At 69.3% G+C, this 21,829-nt stretch carries 17 protein-coding genes; 4 read left to right on the top strand and 13 right to left on the bottom strand.

The genetic code is table 11. From position 1 onward, the window contains the following. Window positions 1–41: 41 nt before the first annotated feature. Window positions 42–1,403 carry a Pup--protein ligase gene (gene pafA, locus IEY56_RS06330; protein WP_189036077.1) on the bottom strand — a complete coding sequence of 454 codons (1,362 nt, stop codon included), beginning with the start codon at window positions 1,401–1,403 and terminating at the stop codon, window positions 42–44. Window positions 1,404–1,412: 9 nt separating this feature from the next. Beyond that, on the bottom strand, window positions 1,413–2,720 hold the full coding sequence (locus tag IEY56_RS06325) for an MFS transporter (RefSeq protein ID WP_189036076.1): 1,308 nt from the start codon (window positions 2,718–2,720) through the stop codon (window positions 1,413–1,415). Window positions 2,721–2,844: 124 nt separating this feature from the next. Here IEY56_RS06325 and IEY56_RS06320 point away from each other — a divergent pair, with 124 nt between their 5' ends. Next, on the top strand, window positions 2,845–3,948 hold the full coding sequence (locus IEY56_RS06320; protein WP_189036075.1) for a LacI family DNA-binding transcriptional regulator: 1,104 nt from the start codon (window positions 2,845–2,847) through the stop codon (window positions 3,946–3,948). 144 nt (window positions 3,949–4,092) lie between these two features. Here IEY56_RS06320 and prcA read toward each other — a convergent pair whose 3' ends face one another. The 5 genes from prcA to arc all read right to left on the bottom strand — a co-directional run bounded on the left by prcA (window position 4,093) and on the right by arc (window position 9,798). Continuing rightward, a complete protein-coding gene (prcA, locus tag IEY56_RS06315) occupies window positions 4,093–4,869 on the bottom strand; it encodes a proteasome subunit alpha (protein ID WP_189036074.1) in 777 nt (258 codons plus the stop codon). Window positions 4,870–4,922: 53 nt separating this feature from the next. Then, window positions 4,923–5,768 carry a proteasome subunit beta gene (prcB, locus tag IEY56_RS06310; protein WP_189036073.1) on the bottom strand — a complete coding sequence of 282 codons (846 nt, stop codon included), beginning with the start codon at window positions 5,766–5,768 and terminating at the stop codon, window positions 4,923–4,925. A gap of 132 nt (window positions 5,769–5,900) precedes the next feature. Next, window positions 5,901–6,119 (bottom strand): ubiquitin-like protein Pup, encoded by a 219-nt coding sequence (locus tag IEY56_RS06305; protein ID WP_045865506.1) that lies wholly within the window; start codon window positions 6,117–6,119, stop codon window positions 5,901–5,903. Window positions 6,120–6,260: 141 nt separating this feature from the next. Beyond that, the gene (gene dop, locus IEY56_RS06300) at window positions 6,261–7,772 is read right to left on the bottom strand and encodes a depupylase/deamidase Dop (RefSeq protein ID WP_189036072.1); all 1,512 of its coding nucleotides are present in this window, start codon (window positions 7,770–7,772) and stop codon (window positions 6,261–6,263) included. A gap of 259 nt (window positions 7,773–8,031) precedes the next feature. Then, window positions 8,032–9,798, bottom strand: a complete 1,767-nt coding sequence (gene arc / locus IEY56_RS06295; RefSeq protein WP_189036071.1) for a proteasome ATPase — start codon at window positions 9,796–9,798, stop codon at window positions 8,032–8,034. A 243-nt stretch (window positions 9,799–10,041) separates the two neighbouring features. On the opposite strand from arc, the gene IEY56_RS06290 reads away from it, so the two are divergent. After that, window positions 10,042–10,341: a ferredoxin gene (locus IEY56_RS06290; protein WP_189036070.1), complete on the top strand. Its 300-nt coding sequence runs from the start codon at window positions 10,042–10,044 to the stop codon at window positions 10,339–10,341. A gap of 55 nt (window positions 10,342–10,396) precedes the next feature. Here IEY56_RS06290 and IEY56_RS06285 read toward each other — a convergent pair whose 3' ends face one another. From IEY56_RS06285 to IEY56_RS06275, 3 genes are all read right to left on the bottom strand, one after another. Next, window positions 10,397–10,966 carry a hypothetical protein gene (locus tag IEY56_RS06285; protein WP_189036069.1) on the bottom strand — a complete coding sequence of 190 codons (570 nt, stop codon included), beginning with the start codon at window positions 10,964–10,966 and terminating at the stop codon, window positions 10,397–10,399. Between the two features lie 181 nt (window positions 10,967–11,147). Then, a complete protein-coding gene (locus tag IEY56_RS06280) occupies window positions 11,148–12,080 on the bottom strand; it encodes a tRNA (adenine-N1)-methyltransferase (protein WP_189036068.1) in 933 nt (310 codons plus the stop codon). Window positions 12,081–12,112: 32 nt separating this feature from the next. Then, window positions 12,113–13,702: a site-2 protease family protein gene (locus IEY56_RS06275; protein WP_189036067.1), complete on the bottom strand. Its 1,590-nt coding sequence runs from the start codon at window positions 13,700–13,702 to the stop codon at window positions 12,113–12,115. A gap of 122 nt (window positions 13,703–13,824) precedes the next feature. On the opposite strand from IEY56_RS06275, the gene IEY56_RS06270 reads away from it, so the two are divergent. Next, window positions 13,825–14,754 (top strand): RecB family exonuclease, encoded by a 930-nt coding sequence (locus IEY56_RS06270; protein ID WP_189036066.1) that lies wholly within the window; start codon window positions 13,825–13,827, stop codon window positions 14,752–14,754. 45 nt (window positions 14,755–14,799) lie between these two features. Next, on the top strand, window positions 14,800–15,468 hold the full coding sequence (locus tag IEY56_RS06265) for a response regulator (RefSeq protein ID WP_045865498.1): 669 nt from the start codon (window positions 14,800–14,802) through the stop codon (window positions 15,466–15,468). Between the two features lie 91 nt (window positions 15,469–15,559). Here IEY56_RS06265 and IEY56_RS06260 read toward each other — a convergent pair whose 3' ends face one another. The 3 genes from IEY56_RS06260 to metH form a co-directional block, all read right to left on the bottom strand. Next, entirely contained in the window at window positions 15,560–17,152 is a 1,593-nt protein-coding gene (locus tag IEY56_RS06260) for an ABC transporter substrate-binding protein (protein ID WP_189036065.1), read from the bottom strand. A 342-nt stretch (window positions 17,153–17,494) separates the two neighbouring features. Beyond that, window positions 17,495–18,196: an HAD family hydrolase gene (locus tag IEY56_RS06255; RefSeq protein ID WP_189036064.1), complete on the bottom strand. Its 702-nt coding sequence runs from the start codon at window positions 18,194–18,196 to the stop codon at window positions 17,495–17,497. A 105-nt stretch (window positions 18,197–18,301) separates the two neighbouring features. Next, window positions 18,302–21,829, bottom strand: coding sequence for a methionine synthase (gene metH, locus IEY56_RS06250; protein ID WP_189036063.1), 3,528 nt, complete (start codon window positions 21,827–21,829; stop codon window positions 18,302–18,304).

The raw sequence follows: 21,829 nt of genomic DNA, 5'->3' as shown, positions 1-21,829 counted from the left end.
TACGGCCCCTCCCGCCCGTCCCTGCCACCACTCGACGCGACTTACATACCGGCGATCAGTTTCTCCACCCGCTCGTCGACCGACCGGAAGGGGTCTTTGCACAACACGGTGCGCTGTGCCTGGTCGTTGAGCTTGAGATGGACCCAGTCGACGGTGAAGTCCCGCCGCTGCTCCTGCGCCCGCCTGATGAAGTCCCCGCGCAGCCGGGCCCGCGTCGTCTGCGGAGGCACCGACTTGCCCTCGAAGATCTTGAGGTCGTTGCAGATGCGGGCCGCCTGACCGTTCCGCTCCAGCAGGTAGTACAGGCCGCGACGGCGGTGGATGTCGTGGTACGCGAGGTCTATCTGCGCGATCCGGGGGTGCGACATGGTGATGTTGTTCTTGGCGCGGTAGCGCTCGATCAACTGGTACTTCATGACCCAGTCGATCTCGGTGTTGATCTTGTCGAGCTCCCCGGTGCGGATGGCGTCGAGTGATCTGCCCCACAGTTCCAGCACGCGCTCCACCCGGCCCGTGCGGATGCCGCGGCGCTCGCAGAAGTCCAGCGCCTTCTCGTAGTACTCCTGCTGCACCTCCAGCGCGGAGGCCTCGCGGCCGCTGGCCAGGCGCACCTTGCGCTGCCCGGTGATGTCGTGGCTGACCTCGCGGATGGCCCGGATCGGGTTCTCCAGGGTCAGGTCGCGCATCACGGTGCCGGCCTCGATCATCCGCAGCACGAGGTCGGTGGCGCCGACCTTCAGCAGCATCGTCGTCTCCGACATGTTCGAGTCGCCGACGATGACGTGCAGGCGGCGGTAGCGCTCGGCGTCCGCGTGCGGCTCGTCCCGGGTGTTGATGATCGGACGGGAACGGGTCGTGGCGGAGCTGACCCCCTCCCAGATGTGCTCGGCCCGCTGGCTGACGCAGTACACGGCGCCGCGCGGCGTCTGCAGTACCTTGCCCGCGCCGCACACGAGTTGGCGCGTGACGAGGAAGGGGATGAGCACGTCCGCGAGACGGGAGAACTCCCCGTGCCGCGCCACGAGGTAGTTCTCGTGGCAGCCGTAGGAGTTTCCGGCCGAGTCGGTGTTGTTCTTGAAGAGGTAGACGTCGCCCGCGATCCCCTCCTCGTGCAGGCGGCGTTCGGCGTCGACGAGGAGGCCCTCGAGGATGCGCTCGCCCGCCTTGTCGTGGGTGACCAGCTCGGTCACGTTGTCACACTCGGGGGTCGCGTACTCGGGGTGGGAGCCCACGTCCAGATAGAGGCGTGCGCCGTTGCGGAGGAAGACGTTGCTGCTGCGGCCCCATGACACGACCCGGCGGAAGAGGTACCGCGCCACCTCGTCGGGGGAGAGCCTGCGCTGTCCCCGGAACGTACACGTGACGCCGTACTCGTTCTCAAGCCCGAAGATTCGGCGGTCCATGACTGAACATTACGCCTGACGGCCTGTTCTGAAACCGGGTTCGGCGGCACCGTTCCGATCATTTTCCACCGCAGCGAGCGGCTCCTCAGCACGGCCGGGACCTGCGGCGAGGCGGGTCAGCGGTTCGCCGCGCGACGTCCCGGCGTCCACCGAAAGGGCCCGGCCGGTCAGCAGCAGCACCAGCAGCGCGGCGACGCCTCCGGCGGCGACGACCGCGAAGCCGGCGGCCGGCCCGCCGCGTTCGATCACCGGGCCCACCACGGCGGTTCCCGCCGCGGCGCCCACCCCGAAGGTGGTGACGAGCCAGGAGAAGGCTTCGGTGACGGTGCCCGCGGGAGCGTGCCGGTCCACGACGACGAACGCGCACGCGAGCGCTGGGGCGAGGAAGACCCCCGCGAGGCCCGCCAGTGCCGTCATCGCGACCACGCCGGGCACGAGAACCAGCGGCACATAGCCCAGCGCAAGAGCGAGAACCAGCCACCTCAGGCGCCGCTCGGGAGCCCCCGGCCAGTGCCGCGCTCCGTACACGACGCCGCCGACGAGCGCCCCGAATCCCAGCGCCGAGAGGAGGTAGCTGGAGATGAGCGCCTCGCCGTGGCCGTCCGCGTAGCTCACCGCCGCGACGGCGATCCCGCCGAGGGCGAACCCCACGAAGAAGAAGGCCCCCAGCAGCACGAGCAGCCCCGCCGAGCGGAGCGCCCCCAGCCAGTGCGCCTCCCGCGGCGCGGACCGCCATTCCCGCGACGGGGGCGAGACGAGGACTGAGACGGCTCCCGCCAGACCGAACACATTGATGACCAGCAGTGCGACTGCCTCGTTCCAGAACGCGACGAGCAGCGTGACGAGCAGCGGCCCCACCGCGAACATCACTTCCTGCGCCACGGCGTCCAGCGCGTACGCCCTGTGCACCTTCTCCGGCCCGTTGAGGACGCCGGGCCACAACGCGCGCAGCCCGCCCTCCAGCGGAGGCGTGGCGATCCCGGCGACGAGCACAGCCGCGACGGCCACCGCCACCTCGCCGATGCCGGCCCAGGCGAACAGCGCCATGCCCAGCGCGGAGAGCAGCGCGGCCGGGAACATCACGCGCGGCTGCCCGTAGAGGTCGACGAGGCGGCCCAGCAGCGGCTGTCCGACTGCCGTCGCCAGCCCGTAGACCGCGGAGAGGACGCCGGCGAGCGTGTAGCTGCCGCCCTCCGCGCGCGTGAAGAGGACGATGATCAGCGCGGCCGTGGCGTTGGGCAGCCGACCGACCAGAGTGCCGGTGAGCAGCCGCACCGCGTGCCGGGCTCTGAGCAGTTCGGCATAGCCCGTCGCCATCCGTGGCCCCTCTCTCCGCGTCACTCGGGAACGTTGTACGTATAACTAGCCGCGTCATACGTACCATGTCGCTGACCCGCGGTCCACCTCGGGCACATCGCCGACAGCGGGAAGGAGCGCACGGATGGCCAGCAGCAGGCGGCCCGGCACCGCTCCCCCTTCCCGTCCTGAGCCGTCCGCGGACGGTTCCCCCTCACGCGGCGGCACCCCTTCCGGCGCCCGCCCCACCAGCCGTGACGTGGCCCGCCACGCCGAGGTCTCGCAGGCCACCGTCTCCCTCGTCATGGGCGGCAAGTGGCAGGGGAGGGTCTCCCCGCGTACGGCCGAAACCGTACGGTCCGCCGCACAGGCCCTCGGGTACCGGCCCAACCTCGCGGCACGCAGCCTCCGGCTGGGGCGCACCCGCACCGCGCTGCTCGTCGTCCCCGCCCTGACCCACGACTACTTCGCCCGCGTGCACACCGGCGCGTCACGCGTCGCCGCAGAGCACGACTTCGGTGTGGTGCTCTACCCCTCCCCGGAGGGGACAGGCCCCGCCGTCGACCCCTTCGGGTCCGCCCGCGCCGCCCTCGACGGCGTGATCGCCTCCTCGATGGCCCCCGAGGCCCTCGCCGCCCTGCGCGACGGCGGTCAGCTGCCCCTGGTCATGCTCGACAGCGACCCCGGCGCCGGCCACTCCCCCGCCACCGTCAACCTCGACATCGCCGACGGCATGCGGCAGGCCGCCGCCCACCTGCTGGAGCTCGGCCACCGTCGCATCGCGCACCTGGCGGCAGAGATCGACACCTGGACGTTCGGCGTACGGGCGCGTGCGCTCCACGAGGCGCTCGCCGGAACGTCGGGAACGGTCGTCCGTACGGAACGCTCGCCCCTGAGCGTGGAGGACGCCCTGCACGCCGCCACGCGCATCCTCGAGGCCGCCCCCCGGCCCACGGCGCTGGTCTGCGACGACGACCTGCTGGCGGCCGGTGCGTGCAAGGCGGCGCGACGGCTCGGACTGCGGGTGCCGGAAGACCTGTCCGTCACCGGCATCGACGATCTGAGTCTCGCCACCGCGCTGGAACCGGAGCTGACGACTGTTCGGCTGCCCGCGGAGGAAGTCGGCGCGGAAGGCATGCGCGCTCTGCTGGCCGTCCTCGACGGGCGTACGGCCAGCACGCCCGTGCTCCCCGTCGAACTCATCCGCAGGGGCTCTACGGCCCGCCCTCCGCGCGAAGAGCGCCCCTGACCGTCAGGAGTCGCCGGGCCGCGAGGACACCCTGCGACCGGGCCTCACGCAACGCGCGGTGCACCGGCAGGTCGCAACCCGCCGGGGCACCGCGCAGATACGGATCCCGATGCGCCGGGCACAGGGGGCGCACTCTCGCTGTCGCTACTCCTCCGCGTCGCCCTCCGACGAGCTGTCCGACTCGCCGCTCCCCGACGTCGCGGAGGAACCGCCGGACGAGGAGTCCTCGCCGAGCAGCCGCCGCAGCTGCGGGCCGAGCACCCGCTTGAACTTCCGCTGCTGCACGCGGCTGCGGTCCAGCAGCGCGACCTCCAACTGGTCGGCGGTCAGCTCTCGTTCACCGCCGTTGTTGTCCCGTGCGAGGGACTCCTTGCCGAGCTTCACGGCCTCGGCCAGCGTCATGTCGTCGCGGTGGCGCTGCTCCAGGAAGCTGTTGATCTGGTCCGAGTTGCCTCCGACGGCCAGCGAACCGTGCTCGTCCACGATCGAACCGTCGTGCGGCAGCCGGTAGATCTGGTCGTCCTCGGGGGCTGGACCGACCTCCGCGACGATCAGCTCCACCTCGTACGGCTTCTCCGCGGCGCTCGAGAAGATCGTGCCGAGGGTCTGGGCGTAGACGTTCGCGAGGCCCCGCGCCGTCACATCTGCACGGTCGTAGGTGAAGCCCCGCAGGTCCGCGTACCGCACACCGCCGATACGCAGATTCTCGAACTCGTTGTACTTGCCGACCGCGGCGAAGGCGATGCGGTCGTAGATCTCGCTGATCTTGTGCAGCGACCTCGAGGGGTTCTCGGCGACGAACACGATGCCGTCGGCGTATTGCAGCACGACCACGCTGCGTCCCCGCGCGATGCCCTTGCGGGCGTACTCGGCGCGGTCCGCCATGGCCTGCTGGGGTGAGACGTAGAACGGCGTCGACACCGGCTATCCGTCCCTTCCTGTCCTGTAAGAGGGCACCGAAGGCCCCGTGGCCATTAGGAGAGCGGGGCCTTCGGCCCGTTGGGCTGCTCGAGCCTGCCCTCGTGCATCGCGCGGACGAGCCCGGAGACCTCGTCCTCGGGGAGCTTGCGGCAGCCTTCGTCGGAGATGACGGTGAGGGTCGGGTAGATCCGCCGGGCCATGTCGGGACCGCCGGTGGCCGAGTCGTCGTCCGCCGCGTCGTACAGCGCCTGCAGAGCGACGGTGGCGACCTGCTCTTCCGTCAGGTCGTCGCGGTGCAGCTTCTTCAGGGAGCCGCGCGCGAAGACGGAGCCCGAACCGACGGCGGTGAAGCCGACCTCCTCGGAACGGCCGCCCGTCACGTCGTAGGAGAAGATGCGGCCCTTCTCCCGGTCCACGTCGTACCCGGCGAAGACCGGGACCACCGCGAGGCCCTGCAACGCCATGCCCAGGTTGCTGCGGATCATCGTGGAGAGCCTGTTGGCCTTGCCCTCCAGGGAGAGCGCGGACCCCTCGACCTTCTCGAAGTGCTCCAGCTCCAGCTGGAAGAGCTTGACCATCTCCACCGCGAGGCCGGCCGTACCGGCGATACCGACCGCGGAGAACTCGTCGGCCGGAAAGACCTTCTCGATGTCCCGCTGCGCGATGACGTTGCCCATCGTCGCGCGCCGGTCGCCCGCGAGCACCACACCGCCGGCATACGTCGCCGCGACGATGGTGGTGCCGTGCGGAGCCTGTACGGCACCCTCGACAGCCGGCAGCGGCCTGTTGCCGGGCAGCACGTCCGGGGCGTGATCGGACAGGAAATCCATGAACGAGGACGAGCCGGGCGTCAGGAAGGCTGCCGGCAGACGCCCCGTGTCACGAGTGTTGGCTTCCACACGTTTCCTTCCACGAGTCGGAAGTCGAATCAGACGGATCTTGGAATGCTGATCGGACCATACCCGGAGGCTCGAATGTCATCCGTCCTGCGCCCCCGGGCTTCGGGGACGCAGGACGGTGACTCACGCGCCTTACTCTCCGCCCTTCTGAACGAAGGACCGCACGAAGTCCTCGGCGTTCTCCTCGAGGACGTCGTCGATCTCGTCCAGAACGGAGTCGACGTCCTCGGAGAGTGCCTCCTGGCGCTCCTTGAGATCCTCAGAAACCTGGGTCTCCTCGGCCTGCTCCTCGGTCTCCTCGGTCTGACGGGAGGCCTTCTGCTGCCCGCCGCCGGTGTCCTTGGTCGCCATATCCCTCACCCCGCTCGGTTCGGTGTACGCGTGACGTACAAGATCAGACCCTACAAGCAGGGACTGACATCGGCCCTTCACTTCTCCCAACGTCGGAGGACCACCCCGGTGATTCCCGTATCCGGCGCGGAATAGCCCTTTTCAGCGGCCGGAAAGCACTCTCACCAGCTCCTCCGCCGAGCCGCAGCGGTCCAGAAGCTCCTTGACGTGGTCCCGGGTACCCCGCAGCGGCTCGAGTGTGGGCACCCGCTGCAGAGAGTCACGGCCGGGCAGGTCGAAGATCACGGAGTCCCAGGAGGCGGCGGCCACGTCGTCCGCGTACTGCTCCAGGCAGCGGCCGCGGAAGTAGGCCCTGGTGTCCTCCGGGGGCTTCCCCACCGCCCGCAGGATGTCGTCCTCATCCAGGAGCCGCTGGATGCTGCCGCGGTTCGCGAGGCGGTTGTACAGGCCCTTGTCCAGGCGCACGTCCGCGTACTGCAGGTCCACGAGGTGCAGCCGGGCCGCGTCCCAGCCCAGGCCGTCGCGGCGCCTGTAGCCCTCCATGAGCTCCCGCTTGGCGACCCAGTCCAGCTCGCCCGAGAGACTCATCGGGTCCGTCTCCAGCCTGGAGAGCACGTCCTCCCAGCGGGTCAGCACGTCCTTCGTCTGCTCGTCGGCGTCGGCGCCCCAACGCTCCTCGACGTACTTGCGCGCGAGCTCGCAGTACTCCATCTGGAGCTGGACGCCCGTGAGCGTACGGCCGCTGCGGAGCGTGATCAGCTTGCGCAGGGTCGGGTCGTGCGAGACCTGGTGCAGCGTGCGTACGGGCTGGTCGACGGCGAGGTCGACGGCGATGAAGCCGTCCTCGATCATGGAGAGCACCAGCGCCGTGGTGCCGAGCTTTAGGTAGGTCGAGATCTCGGAGAGGTTGGCGTCCCCGATGATCACATGCAGGCGGCGGTACTTCTCGGCGTCCGCGTGCGGCTCGTCCCTCGTGTTGATGATGGGCCGCTTCAGCGTCGTCTCGAGGCCGACCTCCACCTCGAAGTAATCCGCGCGCTGGCTGAGCTGGAAGCCGTGCTCGCTGCCGTCCTGCCCCAGCCCCACGCGGCCGGCCCCGCAGACCACCTGGCGGGAGACGAAGAAGGGCGTCAGGTGCCGCACGATGTCGGAGAACGCCGTCTCCCGCTTCATCAGGTAGTTCTCGTGCGTGCCGTACGAGGCGCCCTTGTTGTCGGTGTTGTTCTTGTACAGATGGATCGGCTGCGTGCCGGGGACCTCGGCGGCGCGCTCCGCGGCCTCCGCCATGATCCGCTCCCCCGCCTTGTCCCACAGCACGGCGTCGAGCGGGTTGGTGATCTCGGGCGAGCTGTACTCGGGGTGGGCGTGGTCGACGTAGAGGCGCGCACCGTTGGTGAGGATCACGTTCGCCAGGCCGATGTCCTCGTCCGTGAGCTGGCTCGCGTCGGCCGACTCCCGTGCCAGGTCGAATCCCCGCGCGTCCCGCAGCGGGTTCTCCTCCTCGAAGTCCCAGCGGGCGCGGCGCGCCCGGTGCATCGCCGCGGCGTAGGCGTTGACGATCTGGGACGAGGTGAGCATGGCATTGGCGTTGGGATGGCCGGGCACGGAGATTCCGTACTCGGTCTCGATGCCCATTACTCGCCGTACGGTCATGCGGCCCTCCTTGCCCGGCGACGGCCCGCCGATGGGCCTCCGCTCAAGTCCCGCTGCGCGATCTGCCCGCGTGCGCTCGACTCCCGGGCGCCGCACGCAGCGGCACTACGCACGAGCCTAGAACGCACGGACTGAAGCCGGGACATCACTCAGCGGACTTCCTCAGTCTGCTCAAAACGATCCGGCCACGGCCGCCCCCGCCCCCCCCTGCTCTCGGCGGGGGTCCACCCGGGGCGTCCGCAGCCGGATCGCTGTCTGCTTACAAGTACTGACCGGTATTGGCCACGGTGTCGATGGATCGGCCCGTGTCCGCGCCCTGCTTTCCGGTGACGAGCGTACGGATGTAGACGATCCGCTCGCCCTTCTTGCCGGAGATGCGGGCCCAGTCGTCGGGGTTGGTGGTGTTGGGAAGGTCCTCGTTCTCCTTGAACTCGTCGACGCAGGCGGCGAGCAGATGGGCGACGCGCAGACCCTTCTGGTTCTGGTCGAGATAGGCCTTGATCGCCATCTTCTTCGCACGGCCGACGATGTTCTCGATCATGGCGCCGGAGTTGAAGTCCTTGAAGTAGAGGACTTCCTTGTCTCCGTTGGCGTACGTGACCTCCAGGAAGCGGTTCTCCTCCGACTCCGCGTACATCTGCTCCACGACGGACTGGATCATGGCGTCGACTGCGGCGTTCGAATTTCCGCCGTGCTCGGCCACGTCGTCCGCGTGCAGCGGAAGGTTCGCGGTCAGGTACTTCGAGAAGATGTCCTTCGCGGCCTCGGCGTCGGGACGCTCGATCTTGATCTTCACGTCGAGACGGCCGGGACGCAGGATCGCCGGGTCGATCATGTCCTCGCGGTTCGAGGCGCCGATGACGATGACGTTCTCCAGGCCCTCCACACCGTCGATCTCGGAGAGCAGCTGCGGGACGATCGTGTTCTCGACGTCCGAGCTGACACCCGAGCCACGGGTGCGGAAGAGGGAGTCCATCTCGTCGAAGAAGACGATGACGGGGGTGCCCTCGCTCGCCTTCTCCCTGGCCCGCTGGAAGACCAGACGGATGTGCCGCTCGGTCTCGCCCACGTACTTGTTGAGCAGCTCGGGGCCCTTGATGTTGAGGAAGTAGCTCTTACCCTGGGGCTTCCCGGTGACTTCCGCGACCTTCTTCGCCAGCGAGTTGGCGACGGCCTTGGCGATCAGCGTCTTGCCGCAGCCGGGCGGGCCGTAGAGCAGGACGCCCTTGGGCGGCCGGAGTTCGTGCTCCTTGAAGAGGTCGGGGTGCAGGTACGGGAGCTCGACCGCGTCGCGGATCTGCTCGATCTGCCCGCGCAGACCGCCGATCTTGGCGTAGTCGATGTCCGGGACCTCTTCGAGGACGAGTTCCTCGACCTCGCTCTTGGGAACGACCTCGAAGACGTAACCGGAGCGCGGCTCCAGCAGCAGCGCGTCACCGGCACGGAGCGTCGCCTCGAGCAGCGGCTCCGCGAGGCGCACCACGCGCTCCTCGTCGGTGTGGCCGACGACCAGGGCGCGCTCGCCGTCCTCGAGGACCTCCTTGAGCGTCACGATGTCGCCGGCGCTCTCGAACTTCATCGCGTCGACCACGTTGAGCGCTTCGTTGAGCATCACTTCCTGGCCGCGCCGGAGCTCTTCGAGTTCGACGCTGGGGCTGACGTTCACGCGGAGCTTGCGGCCGCCGGTGAAGATGTCCGCCGTGCCGTCGTCGTTGGCGTGCAGGAAGACACCGAAGCCGGCGGGCGGCTGTGCGAGACGGTCCACCTCTTCCTTGAGCGCCACGATCTGATCGCGCGCCTCACGGAGAGTGTTGGAGAGCCGCTCGTTCTGTGCCGAGACGCCTGCCAGGTTGGTCTGCAGCTCGACGATCCGCTCCTCAAGAATGCGAGTGTGCCGCGGAGAGTCGGCGAGCTTGCGGCGCAGGACGGCGATTTCCTGCTCGAGATACGCGACCTGGCCGGAGGGGTCTTCGGAACCCCGACCGGGCCGGATGCCGCGGTTGATGTCGTCGTCGTGGGCTGCCACGGTCCTCACCTCCTCCAGGGGGAGCTGGACGCTTCCTGACCCTACCTGTACCGGTACGGGTTGAAACCCTAGATCAGAAAGACTCTCGCGGTGTGTCTGATCTTCACCCTTGCGCGCTCCCTCACCACAGGGGGGATACCCACCCATCATCATCCGGAAGCAGCCGGTTGTAGGGTCGAGGTGGTCAACAGCCCTTGATGGGCGGCAGCTTCCCTTACGACCGCAGGAACGGCAGGCGACAGGATGAGCACCGGGAACGACGCACTCGAGGTCTGGATCGACCAGGACCTGTGCACCGGCGACGGCATCTGCGCGCAGTACGCACCAGAGGTGTTCGAGCTGGACATCGACGGCTTGGCCTACGTGAAAGACGCCCAGGACGAGCTGCTTCAGGAGAAGGGCGCCACGACGCCGGTGCCTCTTCCGCTCCTCAACGACGTCGTGGACTCCGCCAAGGAGTGCCCCGGCGACTGCATCCATGTACGCAGGGTTTCGGACAGCGTTGAGGTCTACGGGCCCGACGCCGACGACTCCGCGGAGTAACGAACCGGGTACTCGGAGTCATCCGAAGAGGGCTGGCGTCACCGGTTCGTTGCTCTCAGACGCTCTCCGGAGCTCCGGGGGCGGGCGCTGCCCTGAGGGCGAACTTCCCGTCCTTCCACTCCCACTTCACCTTCCGCTGCTTGTCGGGGCAGCAGCTGGGCACGGACGGTGACGAGTAGCCGAGGAGCTTCGCGGAGACGGTGGTGCCGCGGACCTTCAGGTCCTGGACCGTCATGCGCTCCTTGGTGCGCAGCATCGTGGCCACTATGCGCGGCGGAGCATCCGGTTCGGCCGCCGCGGCCAGTACGTACAGCGCGTTGGGCGGCGTGCCGGTGCCCGAGTGGCAGCGGACGGAGGCGACCGTCTCGCTCTGTCCGTCCCCGTCGAAGTCCGCCGAACCCTGGTCCACGACATCGACCTTGACTCCGGGGCCTCTTCCGCAGTCGACGGGATAGCGCGCCGCCTCCGGATCAGGGGCGGGGCCGGCCGCCTTGGTCGTGAGCGGGGCCTGGGCGCTGGCGCCGGCGGGCTGGATGAACGACGAAGCGCCGACGACAGCGGCGAGGGCCACAGCCGTGCTCAGCCAGTGCACCATGCGGGTACGGGTGTGCGGCAGTTCCGTCACGCCGGGTGACTCCTGTGAAGTGTGTGCCGGGGGATGCCCAGCATCGTGCCACAGGTCACACCGCATCGGAACGGCCGGGTCCGCACTTTGGCGCGGCGTTTCTGGCTGTGCGTCAACACCCGTGCCCCGCCCCCGTGTTCGCAAACCGCGGGCAGGGCGTCCAGGTGTCCGTGCCGGCGGCTCAGCTCGCGGGCGAGGAGCCGCCGGAGTCCTTCTTCGCGCCGCCGGAGGTGCTGCCGGGACCTGTGTAGTCCTCGCCGTAGGCGCCCTTGGAGGGGCGGCGGCGGCGCAGCGGCGGCTCCACGCCGTCGGCGAGGCGGCGGGCGGTGAGCAGGAAGCCCGTGTGGCCGATCATGCGGTGGTCGGGGCGTACGGCGAGACCCTCGACGTGCCAGTTGCGGACCATGGTCTCCCAGGCCTGCGGCTCGTTGAACGTGCCGTGCTCGCGGATGGATTCGACCATGCGCGCAAGCTGCGTCGTGGTAGCGACGTAGCAGCAGACGATGCCGCCGGGGACGAGCGCCTTGGAGACCGCCTCCAGGCACTCCCAGGGGGCGAGCATGTCGAGGATGACGCGGTCGACCTCGGTGTCCGAGAGGTGGTCCTGGAGGTCTCCGACGGTGAGCGTCCAGGCGGGGTGCGGCTCGCCGAAGTAGCGCTCGACGTTCTGCTTCGCGATCTCGGCGAAGTCGGCGCGGCGCTCGTAGCTGTGCAGCATGCCCTGGTCGCCGATGGCGCGCAGCAGGAAGGTGCTCAGGGAGCCGGAGCCGACACCGGCTTCGACGATGCGCGCCCCGGGGAAGATGTCGGCCATCGCGAGGACTTGGCCGGCGTCCTTGGGATAGACGACGGCGGCTCCGCGCGGCATGGACAGGACGTAGTCGGGGAGCAGGGGGCGCAGCGCGAGATAGGCGACGTTTCCCGTGGTACGGACGACACTGCCCTCGGGGGCGCCGATCAGCTCGTCGTGGGGGAAGGCTCCCTTGTGGGTGTGGAAGCTCTTGCCCTCTTCGAGCGTGAACGTGTAGTGGCGTCCTTTGGGATCGGTGAGCTGGACCTGGTCCCCGACCTTGAAGGGCCCGCGACGGCGGGCGGCACCGGTCGGTTCGGACATGCGCACAGACTAACGGGTGTGTCCTGCGGGGTTCACGCCGAGGGCTTCGCCATGGCCGCGACGAAGGCCCGCTCGACGTCGCCGGTGGCGAGGACCCCGTAGATCTCGCCGGTCTCCTCGACGACCAGGTACTCGGTGGCGGGGGTGGCCCGCAGGTACTCCAGCAGCTCCTCGCCGGCCAGCTCCGCGGGGACGCGCATGCCGTCCTTCAGCTCCTGCGCGAGTGTCGAGACGGCCACCCAGGGGCGGCGGTGCTCGGGGACCCCGGCGATGGCGGCCTCCCGTACGAGGGACAGCGGAGCGCCCAGGGCGTCGACGACGACGAGGGCCCGCGCTCCGGCCTCGTTCGCGCGGCGCAGCGCCTCGGAGAGAGGGGTGTCGGCCGTCACGGGGACGGCACGCCGGGTGAGCGCGCGGGCCCGCAGGTCCGGAAGGTGTTCGCGCAGCCGCGCCATGCGGAGGCTGTTGCCGGCGCCGGTCCAGATGATCGCCGCGAGGATGGCGGCGAGCAGCGCGTCCATGACGGAGTCGACGCCGCCGATGCTCTGCTGCGTGAAGCCGCCCGCGTACGTGGCCAGCGGCAGGCCGATCAGCACGGCGATGGCGAGGGCGCGGCCCGTCCAGGCGGCGAAGACGGTTCCGGTCATGGGGCGTCCGCTGAGCTTCCACACCAGCGCGCGCAGCATGCGTCCGCCGTCCAGCGGCAGCCCGGGGAGCAGATTGAAGGCCGCCACGATGAGGTTGGAGACCATCAGGCCGGCCAGCAGCACGCCGGGGACGGTGCCGGGCTCCACGACCTGCATCCCGCCGTAGAAGAGCGCCGCCAGCACCAGGGAGAGCAGCGGGCCGACGAACGCGAGCCAGAACTCGCGTCCGGGGTTCTCGGCCTCCTTCTCGATCTCGGAGACGCCACCGAAGAACTGGAGCTGGATGCGGCGGACGGGCAGCTTGAAGCGGAGTGCCACGACGGTGTGGGCGAGTTCGTGCACGAGGACCGAGGCGTAGAAGGCCACCGCGAAGAAGAGCGCGATGAGGTAGCGCAGGGCGCCCAGCTCAGGCAGGACGCGGTCGAGCTGGCCTCCGAAGACCCACGTGATGAGCGCCGCGACGAGGAACCAGCTCGGCGCCACGTAGACGGGGACGCCGAAGGGACGGCCCATCAGGATGCCGCCGCCGAAGGGGCCGTTGCGCCGGGCCTTGTCTGTGGCGAGGGGGGTGGGGCGCTGCGTGCCGTCGGTCTCCGGGCGCGGGCTCACGGGGGGCGGAGGCGCGTTCCCGGTGCCTGCGCCGCGCTCCGGCGCCGTGGCGTCCTGGCCGGGGGCCTGCTCCGGGCTCTGAGGGCCCTGCGCGTCCCGCGCGTCCTTCTCAGCGCCGGCAGGGGGGCCGCCGGGCCGGGAGTCACCGGGTTCGGGGCCGCCGGCTGCGGGGGCATCGCCGGGGGAAGCGCCGGTGCTGCCGTCGGCGGGGTCCCGCTGAGGCTCCGGCGTCGCGCCGCGCTCCGGCTGTCCTTCGGGGTGCGTCCGGCTGCCGGGACGGTCGGGGGCACGGTCCATGTCCGCTCCCTCCCTTTCCGGTCCGCCGGAGCCGTCGTGCGGTCCGCCGCCGTTGTCCGTGTCCGCCACGGGTTCCCCTCTGCCGCTTCCTCGCACTCCGCAGCGCTGCCGGTCCCATGATCGTGCAGTGCGGTGCGTCGTCCTCGATGGTATGCGTCCGCTGTCGGTGCGGGGCCCTAGGGTCGTACCCCATGAAGACCCGAGTCGCCTCGCCGCCCAACTCCCTTTCACCTTCCCGCGCCAGCGACTTCATGCAGTGCCCGCTGCTCTACCGCTTCCGGGTGATCGACAAACTGCCTGAGAAACCTTCAGCCGCGGCCACACGGGGAACCGTCGTCCACGCGGTGCTGGAGCGGCTCTTCGACGCGCCGGCCGAGCACCGCGACGTGCGGCGGGCCCGGTCCCTGGTCGCGGGCGAGTGGGAGCGGCTGCTGGCCAAACGCCCCGAGCTGCGGCAGCTGTTCACCCCGGAGGGCAGCGGAGCGGACGGCGCCGCCTCCGAGGAGGGAGAGGACGAGGAGATCCCGCTCGACGGGGAGCAGCTCGCCCTGTGGCTCGCCGAGGCGGAAGCGCTGGTCGAGCGGTGGTTCTCGCTGGAGGATCCGACCCGTCTGGAACCGGCGGAGCGCGAGCTGTTCGTCGAGACGAAGCTCGACTCCGGGCTGCGGCTGCGCGGCATCATCGACCGCGTCGACGTCGCTCCCACCGGGGAGGTGCGGATCGTCGACTACAAGACGGGCAAGGCGCCGCCTCCGCAGTTCGCCGACGGGCCGCTGTTCCAGATGAAGTTCTACGCGCTGGTGGTGTGGCGGCTGCGCGGCGTGGTGCCCAGGCGCCTGCAGCTCGTCTTCCTCGGCAGCGGCGACGTGCTGACGTACGACCCGGACGAGAACGACCTGCTGCGTGTCGAGCGCAAGCTGCTCGCCCTGTGGGAGGCCATCACCCGTGCGACGGAGACGGGTGACTGGCGGCCCAGGCGGGGCAAGCTGTGCGGCTGGTGCGACCACCAGGCGCACTGCCCGGAGTTCGGGGGCTCTCCCCCGCCCTACCCGCTCACCGTCCAGCCCCGGCTGCCCGAGCCGCGCACCGAAGGGTCCCAGGAGTCGCCCGCGCAGGCTTGAGCGAGAATGGGGCCACATGACCTGCCGCTTGCCGAAGGAGATTCCGTGGCTGTCCGCGTTCTGCTGGTAGACGATCAGCCGCTGCTGCGCACCGGCTTCCGGATGATCCTCGAGGCGGAGCAGGACATCGCCGTCGTCGGCGAGGCGGGCGACGGCCTCCAGGCCCTGGACCAGGTGCGGGCGCTGCAGCCGGACGTGGTGCTGATGGACATCCGCATGCCGAGGATGGACGGCGTCGAGGCGACCCGCCGCATCACAGGCCCCGCGAAGGACGGCCCCGCGAAGGTGCTGGTGCTGACCACCTTCGACCTCGACGAGTACGTGGTGGAGGCCCTGCGCGCCGGCGCCAGCGGCTTCCTGCTGAAGGACGCTCCCGCTGCCGAACTGGTGCAGGCGATCCGGGTGGTCGCCGACGGCGAGGCCATGCTGGCCCCCAGCATCACCCGCCGCCTGCTGGACAAGTACGCGGGGAAGCTCCCCTCCGGCGAGGAGCCGGTGCCCGACGCCCTCAACCAGCTGACGGACCGTGAGGTGGAGGTGCTGAAGCTGGTGGCACGCGGCCTGTCGAACTCGGAGATCGCCGCCGACCTGTTCGTCTCCGAGACGACGGTGAAGACGCACGTCGGCCACGTGCTGACGAAGCTGGGGCTCCGCGACCGCGTGCAGGCCGCCGTCTACGCGTACGAGAGCGGCCTCGTCCGTCCCGGCACGTGACCGCCGGGACGGACGAGGCCGTCTGACTGCTCCTCAGCCCCTGGGAGCCCCTCGGGGTCTCTCGGCCCCTGGGGATCCCGCTGACGAAGGCTCAGTCCGCGTCCGTGTTACGGCCCAGTTCCCACAGCTGCAGCACGGAGGAGGAGTTGAGCGCCCACTCCACGCCCGTGATGCCGTCCCGTGCGGCGATGAACTGCTTGCCCTGCCACAGCGGCAGTACCGGCACCTCTTCGGCCACGATGTCCTGCGCGCGTCCGAAGCCGTCGGCGGTACGGACCCGGTCGGCGACGCGGCGCGTCAGCGGAATCAGCTCATCGCGGATCTCCGGGTTCGTGTAGGTGCTGCCGAGGAAGTTGTTCTTCTCGAAGAACGGGGCGATGTAGTTGTCGGCGTCCGGGAAGTCGGGGAACCAGCCGTAGCCGTAGACCTCGTACTTGCCCTCCAGCGCCGCGGAGCGGTACTTCGCCCAGGGCACGCCCTTCGTCTTCACCTTGAAGAGCCCGCTGTCGTCCAGCTGCTTCTCGAGGTTGTCGAACTCCTTCTCGGTGACGCTGCCGTAGTGGTCCGTGGTGTAGGCGAGTTCCAGCTTCACCGGGATCTCGACGCCCGCCTCTTCCAGGATCTCGCGGGCGGCGTCCTTCTCCGGCTCGCCGTACTCGTTGAAGAAGGAGTTGCGGTGGCCCGTGACGCCGGAGGGGACCAGCGAGTAAAGCGGTTCGGCGGTACGCGAGTAGACGTCCCGTACGAGTTCCTTGCGGTCGATGACCTCCGCCATCGCCCGCCGCACCGAACGCCGGCCCATCGTCTCGTCCTCGGTGTTGAAGACGAGGTAGCGGATCTCCTGGCCGGGCTGCTCGACCAGGTCGACGCGGTCGTCGCCGGCCGCCTCCAGATCGGCCACCTGCTTCGGCGAGATCGTACGGTTCATCAGATCGATGTCGCCGTCGCGGAGCGCCTTCTCCATAGCCTTGGAGCTCGGGTAGAAGCGCAGTTCGATCCGCTCGTTGCGGATCTTGAGCCCGCCCTTGTAGTCCGGGTTGCGCGTGAAGACCGCCTTGCCCGCCTTGTCGTCGAGGCTCTCCAGCAGGTAGGGGCCCGATCCCGTGATCTTGAAGCTCTTGATGAAGCCGTCGTCGGGGTACGTCTCGCTGTCGACGATGGCCGCGGCCGGGGTGGCGAGCTTGTACGGGAAGGTCGCGTCCGACTTCTTCAGCCGGAACTCGATCTCGCGGGCGCTGGTGGCCTTGACCTTCTTGATGCCGCTGAGCAGCGAGACGGGGCCGTTGGCGTAACGGATGTTCAGCATCCGTCTCACCGAGTACTCGACGTCGCGGGCGTCGAGCTTGTGCCCGTTCGAGAAGGTCAGCCCCTTGCGCAGCGTGCAGGTGTAGTGAACGTTCTGCTTGTCGACGAAGCCGCAGCGCTCGGCCGCGTCGGTCACGGGGCGGGTGCCGGAGCGGGGTATTCGCAGCAGCGTCTGGAACGTGTTGCGCATGACGTTCCACGCACTGACGTCGTAGGAGGCCGCCGGGTCGAAGGGCGCCGGGGTGGAGTCGGTGACTGCGAAGGAATCCGTCGTACCCACGATGATCCCCTCCCCGTCAGCGGGCTCCACGCCGCAGCCGGCGAGCAGGGACGTCAGAAGAGCGGCTGCCGCGGGCAGCGCGATGGTTTTGCGGATCATGAACGGCGGTCCTCTCCTCCGGCCGGATTCTCCACGCGGCGGAAGGCCGGGAGGGAAAGCTGAAACATCGACAGAAAGAAATCCTCAAGGCACGTTCTGCCAACGGACTCGGGGCCCGTGGGGATCACCTCCGATCCATTGCACGGACAGCCGAAACGAACTGTCCGAACAGTCGGTCAATGTGGACACAGCGGCATTTGCGTCGCACTTCAGGGGACATGCCGCACACCGAAACCGGCGGCGGCGAACGGTGCGTGATGTATGCCACTGTCCCCTACGCGCCGCGTCAAGGGGGCCCGTTCGCGAATCACCGCTGAAAAGTTGGCAGTCGGCGAATAACGCCTAGTGGGGCACCATGACGAGCGACCGCAGAAAAGCCAGATTCACTTCCTCTAGGGACTTCACGACAGTGCGTCCCTCGGCGGCCTCGATCGGCGACACGGACGGCACGGCGACCACTTGGCACCCCGCGGCCTCCCCCGCGGCCACTCCGGTCACCGTGTCCTCGATGACGGCGCAACGGGCCGGATCGGCGCCCAGCCGCCTCGCGGCCGTCAGATACGGGTCGGGGTGCGGCTTGGTGCGCGACAGCTCGTCCCCGGCGATGGTCACGTCGAAGTGCTCCGCCCCCAGGGACTTGAGCATCTCGTCGACGATCTCGCGGTGCGACGCGGAGACCAGCGCCGTCGGGACGCCGTGCAGGCGCAGCTCCGTGAGGAGCCGCCGGGCCCCGGGTGCGAGGGGCACGCCGCGCCGGAGCCGCTCGGTGAACTTGGCGTTGAGCAGCACGGTCAGCTCATCCACCGTGATGTCGGCCTCCGTGGCTTCGATGAGGAAGCCGGCGCTGCGGGTCATGGGGCCGCCGACCACGACCTGCCGCCACTCGTCCTTCAGGACGTGTCCCAGTTCCGCGAATGCCTCACTCTCGGCGTCCCACCAGAAGTCCTCCGTGTCGACAAGGGTGCCGTCCATGTCGAGGAGCACTGCCTGCAGGGACGAGCCTTCGGCCGTCAGAGTGCCGAGCGCGGGGGTGGAACTGGTCATCCGCATACACCTCCGTAAGGGACAACAAGGCCGGTCGGCCGCTCAGGGGAGCGGACGACCGGCCTCTACCGGACCGACCATTCTACGATGGTTCGCTCATACCCGTTATCGGGCGTTGAAGTACTTGGCCTCCGGGTGGTGAATGACGATGGCGTCCGTGGACTGCTCGGGGTGCAGCTGGAACTCCTCGGAGAGCTCCACCCCGATGCGCTCCGGCTGCAGCAGATCGGCGATCTTCGCCCTGTCCTCGAGGTTCGGGCAGGCCCCGTAGCCGAGGGAGAAGCGCGCCCCGCGGTACTTCAGGTCGAACATGTCCGTCATCGCCTCCGGGTCCTCCCCCGCGTATCCCAGCTCGGAGCGGACCCGGGCGTGCCAGTACTCCGCCAGGGCCTCGGCGAGCTGTACGGAGAGGCCGTGCAGCTCCAGGTAGTCCCGGTAGGCGTCGGAGGCGAACAGCTCCGCCGTCTTCTCGCCGATCTTGGATCCCACGGTGACGACCTGGAGCCCGACGACGTCCTGCTCGCCGGAGTCCTCGGGGCGGAAGAAGTCCGCCAAGCACAGCCGCCGCCCACGCCGCTGGCGGGGGAAGGTGAAGCGGGTGCGCTCGCTGCCGTCCTCGTTCAGCAGGATCAGGTCGTCGCCCTTGGAGACGCAGGGGTAGTAGCCGTAGACGACGGCCGCCTCGAGCAGGTTCTCGGTGTGCAGCTTCTCCAGCAGGCCCCGCAGCCGGGGACGCCCCTCTGACTCGACCAGCTCCTCATAGCTGGGGCCGTCGCCCTTGCGGGACTCCTTCAGCCCCCACTGGCCCTTGAAGAGGGCGCCCTCGTCGATCCAGGACGCGTAGTCCTTGAGGCCGATGCCCTTCACGACGCGGCTCCCCCAGAACGGCGGGGACGGCAGCGGGTTGTCGGTGGCGACGTCGGAGCGCACGGAGCCGTCGTTGACCTCGGCCTCCGGCACCTGGCCCTCCTCGGACGAGGGCCGCTTCGGCACGCGCCGCTGCTTCAGCGGCGGCAGCTCCGCACCGGGGACGCCGCGCTTGATGCCGATGAGGGCGTCCATCAGCCGCAGGCCTTCGAACGCGTCGCGTGCGTAGCGGACTTCGCCCTCGTAGATCTCGTGCAGGTCCTGCTCCACGTAGGCGCGAGTCAGGGCCGCACCGCCGAGGATGACGGGGAAGTCGGCGGACATCTTGCGCTGGTTCAGCTCCTCCAGGTTCTCTTTCATGATCACCGTGGACTTCACCAGGAGGCCGGACATGCCGATGACGTCGGCCTTGTTCTCCTCGGCGGCGTCGAGGATCGCGCTGACGGGCTGCTTGATGCCCAGGTTGACGACGTTGTAGCCGTTGTTGGAGAGGATGATGTCGACGAGGTTCTTGCCGATGTCGTGCACGTCGCCGCGGACGGTGGCCAGCACGATCGTGCCCTTGCCGTCGTCGTCGGACTTCTCCATGTGCGGCTCGAGATGGGCGACGGCGGTCTTCATCACCTCCGCCGACTGGAGCACGAACGGCAGCTGCATCTGGCCGGAGCCGAAGAGCTCGCCGACCACCTTCATGCCCGCGAGCAGCGTGTCGTTGACGATGTCCAGCGCGGGACGCTCCTGCAGCGCCTCGTCGAGGTCGGCCTCCAGGCCGTTGCGCTCGCCGTCGATGATGCGCCGCTGCAACCGCTCGTCCAGGGGCAGGGCGGCCAGTTCCTCGGCCTTGCCGGCCTTCATCGCCTTGGTGTCGACGCCCTCGAAGAGCTCCAGCAGGTGCTGCAGCGGGTCGTAGCCCTCGCGGCGGCGGTCGTAGATGAGGTCCAGGGCCGTGTTGACCTGCTCCTCCTCGAGCCGCGCGATCGGGAGGATCTTGCTGGCGTGCACGATCGCGGAGTCCAGGCCGGCCTTCACGCACTCGTCGAGGAAGACGGAGTTGAGGACGATCCGCGCCGCCGGGTTGAGCCCGAAGGAGATGTTGGACAGGCCGAGTGTCGTCTGCACGTCCGGGTGGCGCCGCTTGAGCTCCCGGATGGCCTCGATGGTGTTGATGCCGTCCTTGCGGGACTCCTCCTGCCCGGTGCAGATGGTGAACGTCAGGCAGTCGATGAGGATGCTCGACTCGGGGATGTTCCAGTTGGTGGTGAGGTCCTCGATGATCCGTTCGGCAATGGCGACCTTGTGCTCGGCCGTGCGGGCCTGGCCCTCCTCGTCGATGGTCAGGGCCATCAGGGCGGCGCCGTGCTCCCTGGCCAGCGCGGAGACGCGGGCGAAGCGGGACTCGGGCCCGTCGCCATCCTCGTAGTTGACGGAGTTGATCACCGCCCGGCCGCCGAGCTTCTCCAGGCCGGCCTTGATGACGTCCACCTCGGTGGAGTCCAGGACGATGGGCAGGGTCGAGGACGTGGCGAAGCGCCCCGCCAGCTCCTTCATGTCGGCGACCCCGTCACGGCCCACGTAGTCGACGCACAGGTCGAGCATGTGGGCGCCCTCGCGGATCTGGTCGCGCGCCATCTCGACGCAGTCGTCCCAGCGGGCGTCCAGCATGGCCTCGCGGAATTTCTTCGACCCGTTGGCGTTCGTGCGCTCGCCGATCGCGAGGTACGCGGTGTCCTGCCGGAAGGGAACCAGCTGGTACAGCGACGAGGCGCCGGGTTCGGGGGCCGGGGTGCGCGTGGCCGGTTCCTTGCCCCGCACGCGCTCCACGAGCCGGCGCAGGTGCTCCGGGGTCGTACCGCAGCAGCCGCCGACCAGGGAGAGGCCGTAGTCGCGGACGAAGCCCTCGTGGGCGTCGCACAGCTCCTCGGGGGTCAGCGGGTAGTGGGCTCCGTTCTTGCCGAGTACGGGGAGGCCGGCGTTGGGCATGCAGGAGATCGGCACCTGGGCGTGCTGCGCGAGGTAGCGCAGGTGCTCGCTCATCTCGGCGGGACCCGTGGCGCAGTTGAGGCCGATCATGTCGATGCCGAGCGGTTCGAGGGCGTTGAGGGCCGCCCCGATCTCCGAGCCCAGCAGCATCGTGCCGGTGGTCTCGACCGTCACCGAGCAGATCAGCGGCAGCTCGTGCGCGCCGACCGCGTCCATGGCGCGGCGGGCCCCGATGACGGCGGCCTTCGTCTGGAGCAGGTCCTGCGTGGTCTCCACCAGCAGCGCGTCCGCGCCGCCGGCGATCATGCCCTCCGCGTTGCGCTGGTAGGCGTCGCGGAGCGTGGCGTACGGGGCGTGGCCGAGAGTGGGCAGCTTGGTGCCGGGGCCCATGGAGCCGAGCACCCAGCGGGGGCGGCCGTCCTCCGCCTCGAACTCGTCGGCGACGTCCCGGGCGAGTCGGGCGCCCGTCTCGGACAGCTCGTGGACGCGCTCGACGATGTCGTACTCGCCGAGCGCCGCGTGGTTGGCGCCGAAGGTGTTGGTCTCGACGCAGTCGACGCCGGCGGCGAAGTACTCCTCGTGGACCGAGCGGACGATGTCGGGCCGTGTGACGTTCAGGATCTCGTTGCAGCCTTCGAGCTGCTGGAAGTCGTCGAGGCTGGGGTCCTGCGCCTGGATCATCGTGCCCATCGCGCCGTCAGCGACGATCACGCGCTCCTTGAGCGCCTTTCGCAGGGCGGCTGCCCGGGGGAAGGCAGATGTGGGCGTACTGCTCGGCGAGGCCAT

This window comes from Streptomyces daqingensis, assembly GCF_014645895.1.
Taxonomy (GTDB): Bacteria; Actinomycetota; Actinomycetes; order Streptomycetales; family Streptomycetaceae; genus Streptomyces; species Streptomyces daqingensis.
Note: the sequence above shows the minus strand (reverse complement) of the source record. Positions and strands in the feature narration are given on the sequence as shown.

Coding starts and splice junctions, on each gene's coding strand:
- pafA (WP_189036077.1), bottom strand. CDS start 1,403: ATGGACCGCCGAATCTTCGGGCTTGAGAACGAGTACGGCGTCACGTGT.
- IEY56_RS06325 (WP_189036076.1), bottom strand. CDS start 2,720: ATGGCGACGGGCTATGCCGAACTGCTCAGAGCCCGGCACGCGGTGCGG.
- IEY56_RS06320 (WP_189036075.1), top strand. CDS start 2,845: ATGGCCAGCAGCAGGCGGCCCGGCACCGCTCCCCCTTCCCGTCCTGAG.
- IEY56_RS06305 (WP_045865506.1), bottom strand. CDS start 6,119: ATGGCGACCAAGGACACCGGCGGCGGGCAGCAGAAGGCCTCCCGTCAG.
- dop (WP_189036072.1), bottom strand. CDS start 7,772: ATGACCGTACGGCGAGTAATGGGCATCGAGACCGAGTACGGAATCTCC.
- IEY56_RS06290 (WP_189036070.1), top strand. CDS start 10,042: ATGAGCACCGGGAACGACGCACTCGAGGTCTGGATCGACCAGGACCTG.
- IEY56_RS06280 (WP_189036068.1), bottom strand. CDS start 12,080: ATGTCCGAACCGACCGGTGCCGCCCGCCGTCGCGGGCCCTTCAAGGTC.
- IEY56_RS06270 (WP_189036066.1), top strand. CDS start 13,825: ATGAAGACCCGAGTCGCCTCGCCGCCCAACTCCCTTTCACCTTCCCGC.
- IEY56_RS06260 (WP_189036065.1), bottom strand. CDS start 17,152: ATGATCCGCAAAACCATCGCGCTGCCCGCGGCAGCCGCTCTTCTGACG.
- IEY56_RS06255 (WP_189036064.1), bottom strand. CDS start 18,196: ATGACCAGTTCCACCCCCGCGCTCGGCACTCTGACGGCCGAAGGCTCG.
- metH (WP_189036063.1), bottom strand. CDS start 21,829: ATGGCCTCGCCGAGCAGTACGCCCACATCTGCCTTCCCCCGGGCAGCC.